At 65.1% G+C, this 12,124-nt stretch carries 9 protein-coding genes; 7 read left to right on the top strand and 2 right to left on the bottom strand.

Going from position 1 to position 12,124, the window contains the following annotated elements; all coding sequences use genetic code 11:
• Window positions 1-536: 536 nt before the first annotated feature.
• Window positions 537-2,984 carry a plasma-membrane proton-efflux P-type ATPase gene (locus BN971_RS04880; RefSeq protein WP_245836828.1) on the bottom strand — a complete coding sequence of 816 codons (2,448 nt, stop codon included), beginning with the start codon at window positions 2,982-2,984 and terminating at the stop codon, window positions 537-539.
• A 1,026-nt stretch (window positions 2,985-4,010) separates the two neighbouring features.
• On the opposite strand from BN971_RS04880, the gene BN971_RS04875 reads away from it, so the two are divergent.
• From BN971_RS04875 to BN971_RS04855, 6 genes are all read left to right on the top strand, one after another.
• Window positions 4,011-4,865 (top strand): slipin family protein, encoded by an 855-nt coding sequence (locus tag BN971_RS04875; protein ID WP_085181546.1) that lies wholly within the window; start codon window positions 4,011-4,013, stop codon window positions 4,863-4,865.
• A complete protein-coding gene (locus BN971_RS24465; RefSeq protein ID WP_139027042.1) occupies window positions 4,862-5,131 on the top strand; it encodes a hypothetical protein in 270 nt (89 codons plus the stop codon). The genes BN971_RS04875 and BN971_RS24465 overlap by 4 nt, the downstream gene beginning before the upstream one ends.
• Window positions 5,132-5,156: 25 nt before the next feature.
• The gene (locus tag BN971_RS04870) at window positions 5,157-7,529 is read left to right on the top strand and encodes a phosphoketolase family protein (protein WP_245836829.1); all 2,373 of its coding nucleotides are present in this window, start codon (window positions 5,157-5,159) and stop codon (window positions 7,527-7,529) included.
• A 216-nt stretch (window positions 7,530-7,745) separates the two neighbouring features.
• Entirely contained in the window at window positions 7,746-7,895 is a 150-nt protein-coding gene (locus BN971_RS24925; RefSeq protein WP_169718609.1) for a hypothetical protein, read from the top strand.
• 214 nt (window positions 7,896-8,109) lie between these two features.
• Window positions 8,110-9,045, top strand: a complete 936-nt coding sequence (locus BN971_RS04860; RefSeq protein WP_245836831.1) for a polyphosphate kinase 2 family protein — start codon at window positions 8,110-8,112, stop codon at window positions 9,043-9,045.
• Window positions 9,046-9,055: 10 nt separating this feature from the next.
• Complete coding sequence (locus tag BN971_RS04855) at window positions 9,056-9,715, top strand: class I SAM-dependent methyltransferase (RefSeq protein ID WP_085181549.1); 660 nt, start codon at window positions 9,056-9,058, stop codon at window positions 9,713-9,715.
• A gap of 58 nt (window positions 9,716-9,773) precedes the next feature.
• Here BN971_RS04855 and BN971_RS04850 read toward each other — a convergent pair whose 3' ends face one another.
• The gene (locus BN971_RS04850) at window positions 9,774-10,241 is read right to left on the bottom strand and encodes a glucose-6-phosphate dehydrogenase (protein ID WP_085181550.1); all 468 of its coding nucleotides are present in this window, start codon (window positions 10,239-10,241) and stop codon (window positions 9,774-9,776) included.
• A 148-nt stretch (window positions 10,242-10,389) separates the two neighbouring features.
• Here BN971_RS04850 and BN971_RS04845 point away from each other — a divergent pair, with 148 nt between their 5' ends.
• Window positions 10,390-12,081 (top strand): SulP family inorganic anion transporter, encoded by a 1,692-nt coding sequence (locus BN971_RS04845; RefSeq protein ID WP_085181551.1) that lies wholly within the window; start codon window positions 10,390-10,392, stop codon window positions 12,079-12,081.
• The last annotated feature ends 43 nt before the right edge of the window (window positions 12,082-12,124 follow it).

The following is a 12,124-nucleotide window of genomic DNA, read 5'->3' as shown; positions in this document are numbered from 1 at the left end:
CCCTCCGAAGCCAACGCCGCGCGAGACTGGGTTACACACCAATAAGACTGAAGGCGGACAAGGCCAACATAGATCGCCGGCGAATGCATTCCGCCATCGAAGGTCCAGGGCCGCATGGCCTTCTGACCGAACAGTCTGAGCTAGACGCCGCCGATGAAGCGGCGTCTTCGGCTGCGCGACGGGTCAGGGGAGGGCTGGACTTGAGATGGCCCGATATCCGATCCCGACCGGCATGGTCGGCACGGTTCCTACGCACCCGCGCTGGCCTGCAATTACGCCAGCGACCTATGTGGGGCGCGAGGTCTGTTAAATCTTCGTGCGCCCCCCGTTCCCTGGCACACAGGCTGTCACAAACAGTCCAGAAACCGTGGCAGTCCGTGACTCTGGCGCCGACTTTGTCACAACTAGGTGCGCATAAGGAGCGTCGGCCAGGGACGCCCCGACATGATTGTTACTGGTCAGCAGAGTTCGAGGGCCATTGCGCGGCAACGAAAATCAGCCTACGTCCGACTGGGGGGGGTCAAGTGGCCGCAGGCTCAAATCCTGTCAGCCCGTCCAAATAAAATAGGCTCTGAGGTGTTGCGGTCCGCCATGCGAGGCTTCTTTTCGTGGTCGAGGACGCGGTAGGCGAGAAGTTTGATCCGGTCGCTGACGAGGAACCAGATGAGGGCATATCCCCATACCGCCGCCGCCCACGTCCAGCCGAGTGGGGCCATGAACAGCCCGTACACCGCGATCAGGGTGGCGATTGCCTGGGTGCCGAGGACGGCGATCAACAGGATACGGGCCGGGCGGATGGACCAGAACGGTCCGCGGGTTCGGGTCAAGAAGATGGTGAGGTGCCCAGCGACGGACAGCATCAGGTACATCAGCGTCTGGACACGCGGGTGACCGAGGTCGAAGACCCGGTCGCCCAGGTAGAACAGGCCGAACGCGGCGATCGGTCCGACCACGCCCAGGACGGTGGCGATCCCGAGTACCAGGCGCATGTTCCACGCTTCGGGCTTGTCGGCGTAGTGGACGTTGTCGTAGGAGATGGACAGGATGGCGCCGTCGTTGAGCAGCGCGAGCATCACGATCATGATGGCGGTGAGCGGGTAGAAGTTGAAGACGAGGATGGCGGTAGTGATGAAGAGCAGCACCCGTAGGGTTTCGGCGATGCGGTACATCGCGTAGCTGTTCATCCGCTGAAAGATCTTGCGGCTCTGTTTGATCGCGTCGACGATGACCGACAGGCCCGGGGTCAGTAGCACGATGTCGGCGGCCGCGCGGGCGGCGTCGGTGGCTCCTGACACCGCGATGCCGCAGTCGGCTTTTTTCAGCGCGGGGGCATCGTTGACCCCGTCGCCGGTCATCCCGACGATGTGGCCAAGCTTCTGCAGCACATCGATGATGTGGTACTTGTGCTCGGGAAAGACCTGGGCGAAACCGTCGGCGGTCTCTATGGACTCGGCCACCGCCGCCGATTCCTCCTTTTTCACCTCGCCCAGGCCTGCGGCGTCCAGGATGTCGGCGCCCAAACCAACCTTGGCCGCGGTCTCCTTGGCGATCGCCAGTGCATCACCGGTCACCATCTTGATGGTGACTCCCATTGCCCGTGCGGTGGAGATGGTTGCTGCCGCGTCGTCACGCGGTGGATCGAATAACGGCAGCACACCGACGAACTGCCAGTCACCGTCCCCGTCGGCGCGGGCCACCCCCAAAGCCCGGAAGCCACGGGCGGCGAAATCGTTGACTGCCTTATCGACGGTCGACGTGATCTGCGCGGCGTTGGCGGCCAGCGCGAGGATGACCTGCGGGGCGCCCTTCGTGACGCGGAACGTGGTCCCGTCGGCGGCGGTGACGGTGGCCTCGGTGCGCTTGTGCACCGGGTCGAAGGGTGCGAAATGGGTGATCGTGTAAACCTGCAGAGCATCGGTGTCCTCGAGGCCGCCTAGCACCGCGCGGTCGATGGGGTCGTCGTTGTCCGCGCGGGAGGCCAATGCGCCGGCGAGGATGACAGCCGCGGGGGTGACGGTCTCGATGGCGAATGGGGTGCCCAACGTCAAAGAATTCTGCGTCAGCGTGCCCGTCTTGTCCGCGCACAGCACGTCCACGCCGGCGAGTTCCTCGATGGCGACCAGCCGGCTGACGATGGCCTGCTTCTTGGCCAGCAGACGCGAGCCGACGGCCATCGTGACCGAGAGCACGGTCGGCATCGCCACCGGGATCGCCGCGACGGTCAACACAAGGGCGAACTGCAAGGTGGTCAGGATCGCGTTGCCGCGCAGCAGGGAGGCGACGACGATGACGGTGACCAGCGCGACGGCCAGGATGATCAGGTAGTTGCCGATCTTCAGCACGGCGCGTTGGAAGTGGCTGACGGTGTGCGCTTCTCGTACCAGCTCGGCGGTCTCGCCGAAGTAGGTGTGGGTGCCGGTGGCATAGACCAGGGCGCCGATCTCGCCTTGCCGGATGATGGACCCCGAGAACACGGCGTCACCGGCTGCACGGGTGGCGGCTAGTGACTCTCCGGTGAGCGCGGACTGATCGACCTCGATCTCGTCGCCGTCGAGCAGCCGGGCGTCGGCGGGAACGATGTCACCCAGGCGCAGCCGGATCACATCACCGGGCACCAGATCCCGCGCCGGCGGGTTGACCCATGCGCCGTCGCGGATGACGCGGGCGTTGATCGCCAGCTTGGCCTTGAGGGCGTCGATGGCGTTGCCGGCCTGCCGTTCGGAGGTGTATCCGACCACCCCGTTGGCCACCAGCAGCACCAGGATGATGAAGAAATCCGGCCAGTGCCCGACGGCGCCCGACAGGATGACGGCGATCTCGATCATCCACGGGATCGGGCCCCAAAAGTAGCTGAGGAACTTCAACAGCGGGCTGGTCTTGTGTTCCGCGATCTCGTTCGGCCCGTACTGCGTCAACCGCTTCGCCGCCTCGGCGCTGCTCAATCCTTCCGGCGAGTAGCCCAGCTCCTCCTCCAGCTCGGGCATGGGCGCCGACTTCAAGTCGGGACCCCGTTCGGATTTGCTCGCAGCGGGGGAGGGCGTGACATGCGGCGTGTCAGTGGTCATCGCGTCCGGCCCGTCAGCGGCCGGTTCGCAGCATAGCGATCCGGGCGGTCGTGCCTCAGCAGACACCAGACGCTATCCATCGGAAAGTACTGTGCGCGAGCCGGTTTCGGTGTCACCGGAGTGGTCATGGTGATCCCAGGTGTGCGGTTGTCGCCGGAACGTCCGGCACGAGCGACTGCTCGTTGAGGACAGCGGCGGACAGCTGGCCTCATCCCGGACTGGTTGAGCTTCCCAACGCCGTTGACGCTACACCCCCGGCACCCTCGGTGCCCGGTTTCGTGCGCACCTCGAACGTCGGTACCTCGGGCAGCAACTCAGGCAACCGCGGACTGCCGGCCACCAAGCCCGCCAGGCCGTCGATCCCGCCCCGCAATTCGGCGGCATCAGCCGACCTGTTCGAAGGTCGCTGACCATACTGAGGTGCTGCGGATGCCCATGGTGAACTGCCTCGACTCCGTTAGCAGTGCAGCACGAAAACCGTTATCCCACAACAGGACGCGGCGGAACGCAAAAGCCGCAGCGGGCTATGAGATGGTTTATCACACCAAGAACGCCGCAGCTAGCAGTTCTAAACCTCGTGCCGGTGGCGGCGGCCGAGAAAGGCGACCTCGCGCCTGAATCCGCCGACCACCAGCAACGCCGTGAGCGCTGCAAAACGGCTCGTCCCAAACGAGATTCGGCGGGCTAGTCCCCACCGGTGTAGCGTGGGAGGTGCTGAGAATCTCAGCTGGTTCGGGACAAGTTCAGCTGTCCGCTGCAGAACTTGAGGAGCATTGGCTCCGAGGCCCCTACATGCCGGTGATCGTTTGCACACAGGATCACCATGACTGCTTCACCGCTATTTTTCACTCGGTCGGCCCCCTCACAACACCTCCGAACAACGACGGCTGCGCATGACGTGGCCGTGCGCACCGCTACGCACGGCTCACCGATAGGCGCACGGCGATGAAAACGCTGGGCGTCGTTGTCGTTGTTCTGGTCGTCCTGTCACTCCTTGTGCTGGCGATGGCGGTGCGGATCGTCAAACAATACGAGAACGGCGTACTGTTCCGGCTGGGCCGGGTGATCGGAGAACGCCAACCCGGGTTGCGGCTCATCATTCCGTTAATCGATGTGCTGCACCGAATTTCGCTGCGCATCGTAACGATGCCTATCCAATCCCAGGGGATCATCACCCGCGACAACGTCAGTGTCGACGTCTCCGCGGTGGCCTACTTCAAGGTCGTCGACGCAGTGAAGTCGGTCGTGGCGATCGAGAACGTCTACTCCGCGATCGATCAGATCGCCCAAACGACGCTGCGCAAGGTCGTCGGCCAGCACACCTTGGACGAGACGCTTTCCGAGACCGACAAGATCAACCTCGACATCCGCGCGATCCTCGACGTCACCACCATCGAATGGGGTGTGCAAGTCACCCTGGTGGAGCTCAAAGACATCCAGCTGCCCGACAGCATGAAGCGGGCGATGGCCCGCCAAGCGGAGGCGGAGCGGGAGAAGCGCGCGAAAATCATTGCTGCCGAGGGTGAATCGCTGGCCGCTGCCGCCTTGGGCGACGCCTCGGACACCATGATGGCCCACCCGCTGGCGCTGCAGTTACGTAATCTGCAGACCCTGGTCGAGCTCGGTGTCGACAAGAACAGCACCGTCGTGTTCCCGGCACCGTTGATGTCGACCATCGCCGAACTCGGAAACTTCCTGGCCCGGGAAAACGGCGCAGCAGACCGGCCAGAGCCACAGCCACCCATTCCCATCCCGGCAACGGTGGCCAACGGAACCCCCGCCGCGGGGCACCGGCCGTGATCGCCGCGCTGATTTTCATGCCGTTGATCGGGTGGGGTTACTGGTTGATATTCCGCGACGTGCGGCCCCAGGTGACGACGACGGTTGCCGCACCGGATCAGCGCGCGACCCCCGCCGCCGCGGTCCTTGGCCCCGAGAACGATCCAGATCAGTGGCGCGCCGCCCGCGGCTGTTGGACTGCACTGGACGAGCGCCAGCTCGTCCGGCTGCTCACGGACTCCGCGCATGACACAGACGAACCACAAACTCGATCGACAAAGGATTAACGACGTTTCGAGCAAGGGACACCCCGTGACGCGCACCCGAACACTGGAACCTGAACTGCTCCATCGGATCGACGCGTATTGGCGGGCTGCGAACTACCTGTCGGTGGGCCAGATCTATCTGTACGACAATCCGTTGCTGAGGCGCCCTCTGGCGCTCTCGGATGTGAAACCGCTGGTGGTCGGCCATTGGGGGACCACGCCGGGTCAAAACTTCATCTACGTCCACCTCAACCGGGTCATCACCACCTACGACTTGGACATGTTCTACGTCGCCGGCCCCGGCCACGGCGGCCCGGCCCTGGTCGCCAACACCTACCTCGAGGGCTCCTACAGCGAGATCTATCCCGACGTCAGTCCCGACGAGTCCGGGATGAAGAAGCTGTTCACCCAATTCTCCTTTCCCGGAGGCATTTCCAGCCACGTCGCGCCGACGACTCCGGGGTCGATCCACGAAGGCGGGGAACTGGGCTACTCGCTGAGTCACGCGTTCGGCGCCGCGTTCGACAATCCGGATCTGATCGTGGCGTGCGTCATCGGGGACGGCGAGGCCGAGACGGGGCCGCTGGCCACCGCCTGGCATTCCACCAAGTTCCTCAACCCGGTCGGTGATGGGGCGGTGCTGCCGATCCTGCATCTAAACGGCTACAAGATCAGCAACCCCACCGTGTTGGCCCGCATCGAACGCGAGGAGCTGGACCAGTTCCTACGCGGCTGCGGATGGGAACCGCACTACGTCGAGGGTGATGACCCCGAAGACATGCACGAACTGATGGCCGCCGTCCTCGACACCGTCATCGCCGGCATCCACGGGATCCAGCGCAGGGCGCGCACCGATGGCCAGACCACCCGCCCGCGCTGGCCGATGATCGTGTTGCGCTCACCGAAAGGCTGGACCGGACCCAAGGTCGTGGACGGCCTGCAGATCGAGGGCACGTTTCGTGCGCATCAGGTGCCGTTGCTCGTCGACGAGCACCATCCTGGACACGTCGAGTTGCTCGACAGCTGGATGCGCAGCTACAAACCCACCGAGCTGTTCGATCAGACCGGGCGGCTGTTGCCCGACCTGGCAGCGCTCGCCCCTCGCGGCCAGCGGCGGATGGGCGCCAACCCGCACACCAACGGCGGGGGACTGCTGCGCGACCTGCGGATGCCCGATTACCGCACCCACGCGGTCGCCGTGGCCGCACCGGGCGCGGTGGAGGCCGAAGACACCCGGGTGCTGGGCGGCTTCCTGCGCGACGTGGTCAGCCTCAACCAGGACCAGCGCAACTTCCGACTCTTCGGCCCCGACGAAACCGTGTCGAACATGCTCGATGCGGTTTTCGAGGCCACCGACCGGCAGTGGGAGGCCCGCACCGTCGCCAGCGACGAGTTCCTCGCGCCACAAGGGCGGGTGCTGGATTCGATGCTCAGTGAGCATCAAAGCCAAGGTTGGCTCGAAGGCTATCTGTTGACCGGACGGCATGGGCTGTTCAACTGCTATGAGGCGTTCATCCACATCGTCGACTCGATGTTCAACCAGCACGCGAAATGGCTCAAGGTCACCGCGCAACTCCCGTGGCGCCGCGACATCGCATCACTGAACTACCTGCTGGCCTCCCACGTGTGGCAGCAAGACCACAACGGCTTCACCCACCAAGATCCCGGTTTCCTCGACCACGTCGTGAACAAGAAAGCCGACATCGTCCGGGTCTACCTGCCGCCGGATGCCAACTGCCTGCTCTCGGTCGCCGACCATTGCCTGCGCAGCCGCCACTACGTCAACGTGATCGTCGCCGGAAAACGCGCGATGCCGCAGTGGCTGAGCATGGAGCAGGCAGAAGTGCACTGCACCCAAGGCATCGGTATCTGGGAATGGGCAGGTAGTGATTCCGGCGCCGAGCCCGACGTGGTGCTGGGCTGCTGTGGGGACACCCCCACCCTGGAGGTGCTCGCCGCGGTGCGGATCTTGCGGGAACACCTGCCCGCGTTGAAGGTCCGCGTGGTCAACGTGGTCGACCTGATGAAATTGCAGTCAGCCAGTGAGCACCCGCACGGTCTGAGCGACCGCGACTACGACGCCCTGTTCACCGCCGACAAACACATCATCTTCGCCTTTCACGGCTACCCAACCCTGATTCACCGGCTCACCTACCGCCGAACCAACCCCAACCTGCACGTGCGCGGCTACAACGAAGAAGGCACCATCACCACCCCCTTCGACATGCGGGTACAGAACAAACTGGACCGCTACCACCTCGTCACCGACGTCATCGACCGCCTCCCGCACCTCGGCGCCACAGGCGACTACCTCAAACAGACAATGGCCGACAAACTCGTCGAACACACCCTCTACATCAACACCCACGGCGAGGACCACCCCGAAATCCGCAACTGGAGCTGGGACGCCCCGCAATAACGGCATCTGCAACCCGGGTGCAACGCGCGCACCCTGCCGGTGGGTGTTCGTAAGCTCGGATCAGGGCGGCATTCAAGCGGCAGCGCATCCGGTCGGGTTGTGGGGTGCGGTCGCGATCGGCATCGGCGGCATGGTCGGCGGCGGTATCTTCGCCGTCCTCGGGCTGTCGGTGCTCGCACGGCGCGGAAGCGGGGATCAACCCCGTGGATCTCCGTCGTGGCCGCCATGGCGTGTGTCGCGGCATTGGCCGCGCTCATCGCCAAGAGCAGCCTCGTGGCCGTCAGCGTCTTGGTCGCGATGGTCGCATTGTCCTTCGGCATCGAGGCGACCTTCCGAAAAATCGGCGGCCGGCCCATCCACGCATAGGCGACGCATCGACGCGTACTACGCGCGCAACCCCGGGCGCTTCGGGCGCCTGCTGGTCGTCGGCGCGGCGAGGTCTTCAAGACACCAGGCGGACAACGCAATTGGCGCTACTGAAGGCGAAGCCGGCGAGCACTACCCGCCGTACTGTGCAGGGCGCGGGTAACCCACGGCGATGGTGGCGGCAAACCGCAGGCGACCTTCTGCGAGGCTGACAGTGATCGTTGCGCACAACCAGGAGGCGAAGTTGTCGGCGCTCTGGAAACGACTGGCGGAGGCTACCCGGGTGGAGCCGGGGTCCAAGGTGAACCTGGCCAAGGACTTCCATCCCGACCGCCACGACAAACAGCTTCGAAAAGACCACGGCACCGCGGTGCTGGCTGACGCGAAGTCGGCGCTACTGGATTTGCAGGACCGCTTCTTCGCTCGGGCAGACCGGTCGCTGCTGATCATCCTTCAGGCGATCGACGCGGCCGGTAAGGACGGCACGATCAAGCACGTCATGAGCGGCCTCAACCCCGAGGGCGTCGACGTGTACAGCTTCAAGGCGCCCTCGGCGACCGAGCAGGCACATGACTACCTCTGGCGCCACCAAAGGTCGCTGCCGGAACTGGGTCGCATCGCGGTGTTCAACCGGTCCCACTACGAGAACGTATTGATCACCCGCGTGCACCCCGAGACGTTATGGCCGCGCACCGCGGTACTCGACGCCGGGGACATCTGGCAGCGGCGGTATCGCGACATCAACGACTGGGAGCGCTACCTCACCGACAACGGGACCGTCATCGTCAAGCTGTTTCTCAACGTCTCCAAGGACGAACAGGCGCGCCGGTTCCTCGAGCGCATCGATGAACCCGAGAAGAACTGGAAGTTCTCCGTCGCGGACCTGCGCGAGCGCGCGTTCTGGGACGACTACCAGCGGGCGTTTCAGGACATGCTCAGCCACACCAGCACCGTCTGGGCTCCCTGGCACGTGATCCCCGCCGACCACAAATGGTTTAGCCACGTGTCGACTTCGGCGGTGCTGTTGGAGACGTTGCGGGCTCTCAACCCGCAGTATCCCCAGGTGGACGCTGCCGCCAAAGCGGAGCTGGCAGAGGCGAGGAAGGAGTTGGTGGGCAACGAGGGTCCCGCCGCCGCACCGTCGTCGTAAACGTGGAGCCGTGGCGCTTACGCTGAACCAGGCGCGTCGGGTCTACGACCGGATCGGACGTGTCCAGGATTGGCAGGCCTTTTACGAGGACGCGACCATCAACCGCCTCGTGGCCGAGTCGGCCCTCGCCGGGGACCAGACCATCTTCGAGTTCGGCTGCGGCACTGGCCGTTTGGCTGCGAACCTGCTGGCTGCGCTGCCCACCAGTGTCAACTACCTCGGCGTCGACATCAGCCCGGTGATGGTCAATTTGGCCACCCGCCGGCTGGCCGCCTGGGCCGAGCGGGCCAAGGTGGTGCTTGTCGACGGCTCACTGCCGCTACCCGCCGACGACGATTTCGCCGACCGGGTGCTGTCAGCCTTCGTCTTCGATCTGCTGGACGAAGCCTACGCACGGGCCGTGCTGGACGATCTGCGGCGCATCCTGAAGGCCGATGGCCGGCTCTGCCTGGCCAGCCTCACTTACGGAGAGCGGCTGCTCGAACGGGCTGTATCGCAAGGCTGGACCGGCATCTGGCGCATTGCGCCGCAGGTGTTGGGCGGGTGTCGCCCCATCAGCACGACCGCTTTGCTGGCACACGACCGGAACATCGAGCATCACTCACGCGTGCATCGTTGGGGACTCGTCATGGACGTCGTCGTCGCGGCTCCGAACACACGCCAACGATGACAGCATCCTCGCCCTGCCCGTCTCGCGGGGGCCGGCCAAGAAGAACAAGAAGAAATAGTCACACGGGCAGATCCACCCGCAGCGCCAGGTGCTCATCGAGTATCCGGCGCAGCGCGGCGTCCATCGGATGGGCGGAGGAGAGGTCACGGCCGCACCGGCTGTCCACCACGACGACCGCGCCCTCACGCAGTTCGGCGGTGTCGACCTGATCGACGAAAGGATCGAACAATGCGGGCGGCGTGGCCAGGTAATACAGCGCCCGGCGCGACTCGCTCAACTCGGCGGCATAGAGCAGTCCGTATTGGGTGATCACGAAAAGCTCCGAGGTGATCCTGGCGGTCGGGGTCTCGGCCTTGCCCCATGCCATGGCGGCGCCGCGAGTCTGTCGCAATTTGTCGGGGACGTCGTCACTCAGCGCGAGTAATTTCTCGACGAGTCCGCCACCCATTCGCGGATACGCGTCGATGGCGGGTCTGAAGTACCGCTGGAAGATGTCGCCGAGAAGGTCGTACGGTTGCTCGCTCATCGCAGCCCCCAAATTTCAGATGGGACACCTCAAGTGTGCGCCCATACCGTCATCCGAGCGAGCGTTTGGCCAAGACGGTGGCCTCGCGGATCTGACGCATCCGCGCGGCGTGGCTCGCTGCGGCTGACGGAGTTGCGATGATGGGCCGATGCAGTCGGCAGCAGGGTTCGCGGGGCGCGTGCTGGGGGCGCGGTCGCTGCTGTTGTCCTCATTGCACGGCTACCGCTCGTCGTGGGTGATCGGCGACCTGGTCGCGGCGCTGACGTTGCTGGCGATCGCGTTGCCCGAGCAACTAGCCACAGCCCGGCTGGCCGGTATGCCGCCGATCACCGGCTTCTACGCGTTTGTCGCCGGCAGCGTGATGTTCGCGCTGCTGGGATCAAACCCGCAGATGTCGGTCGGCGCCGATTCCACCATCGCCCCGCTATTCGCTGTCGGCATCGCCGCCGTGGTGTCGGCGACCTCCCCGGATTACGTGGCGATGGTCGGAATCCTCGCGGTCCTGGTCGGTCTGGTGGTGGCCCTGGTCGGTCTCCTGCGGCTCGGGTGGATCGCCGAATTTCTGTCCGCGCCGATCATCAGCGGATTCCTGGGCGGCGTCGCGGTGATCATCGTGGTGCACCAGCTACCTGATCTGCTCGGCCTGCCCGGCGCCGGCGGCAGCACGCTGCACCGGTTGGGTGCCACGCTCAGCGGCTTGCATTTGATCAACGGGTGGGCGCTGGGCATCGGGGTAGGCGTATTCATCATCGTGGTCGTCGCCGAACGGCTCGATCGCCGGCTCCCGGGGGCGTTGGTCGGGTTGATCGGCTCGACGATCCTCGTCGCTGCGCTGAAACTGCACGCCCACGGGGTGATGGTGTTGGGTGCGGTGGCCCACGGCGCGCCGCACCTCGGGCTGCACGGGCTGTCCTGGTCGGCCCTGGTCGCGGTCGCGCCGATCGCCGGCGTCGTCGCCCTGGTCATCGTCAGCCAGACGGCGGCGACGACCCGCGCGTTTGCCGACCAGGGCGCATACGAGGTGGACGTCAACCGGGACTTCCTCGGCGTCGGTGCCGGCAATGTCGTCGCCGGCCTGGTCGGCGCGTTCCCCGTGGACGCAAGCCCACCACGAACCGCCGCGGTGGTCTCGGCCTCGGGCCGGACCCAGGTGACCGGTCTGGCTGCTGCCGGTGCCGTCGTGCTGTTGATCCCCGCCGTCGCGCTGCTCGAGGACCTGCCCTTGGCGACACTGGCGGCGATTCTGATCTTCATCGCCACCCGAATCTTGAACGTCCACGAACTCCTCGATATCGCCCGCTACGACCGTTTCGAATTCGGACTGGCACTGATCGCCTTGCTCACGGTCGCGCTCGTCGGCGTCGAACAGGGCATCACAGTCGCGGTTGCGTTGGCCATCCTCGACCGCACCCGTCTCACCGCCCGCCCGCACCTGCACGTCCTGGGCCGCATCCCCGGGACCACCAGTTGGGCCCCGCTCGAGGGCACCGAGCACGCCATCGAGGTTCCCGGCGTACTCGTGGTGATGTTCGCGACACCCCTCTGGTACGCCAACGCGAGTCGTTTCAGGACCGACTTGGCCGCCGCCGCCGACCGCGCAGGTCACTCACTTCGGCTTGTCGTGCTCGACGCGATGGGAATGACTGATCTTGATTACACCGGAGCACGCGCATTACGGCAGATGCTCGAGCGACTCGCCCACGGTGGTGTGTCCTTCGCGATGGCAAGAACCAACAAAACGGCCAGGGCCGGCTTGGCGCGAAGCGGCCTGCTTGCGCGGATCGGCGAGGATAACCTGTTCGCCTCCGTCGGCGAAGCAGTCAACGCTCTGCACCCCTGAGTAGCTGACTAACCGACCAGCGGCTCGTTGAGCGGCTGGCCGC

The sequence above is a fragment of the Mycobacterium bohemicum DSM 44277 genome, assembly GCF_001053185.1.
Classification (GTDB): Bacteria; Actinomycetota; Actinomycetes; order Mycobacteriales; family Mycobacteriaceae; genus Mycobacterium; species Mycobacterium bohemicum.
Note: the sequence above shows the minus strand (reverse complement) of the source record. Positions and strands in the feature narration are given on the sequence as shown.

What these genes read in the sequence shown, in the direction of transcription:
- BN971_RS04880 (WP_245836828.1), bottom strand. Translation starts at nt 2,984, where the DNA reads ATGCCCGAGCTGGAGGAGGAGCTGGGCTACTCGCCGGAAGGATTGAGC.
- BN971_RS04875 (WP_085181546.1), top strand. Translation starts at nt 4,011, where the DNA reads ATGAAAACGCTGGGCGTCGTTGTCGTTGTTCTGGTCGTCCTGTCACTC.
- BN971_RS04850 (WP_085181550.1), bottom strand. Translation starts at nt 10,241, where the DNA reads ATGAGCGAGCAACCGTACGACCTTCTCGGCGACATCTTCCAGCGGTAC.
- BN971_RS04845 (WP_085181551.1), top strand. Translation starts at nt 10,390, where the DNA reads ATGCAGTCGGCAGCAGGGTTCGCGGGGCGCGTGCTGGGGGCGCGGTCG.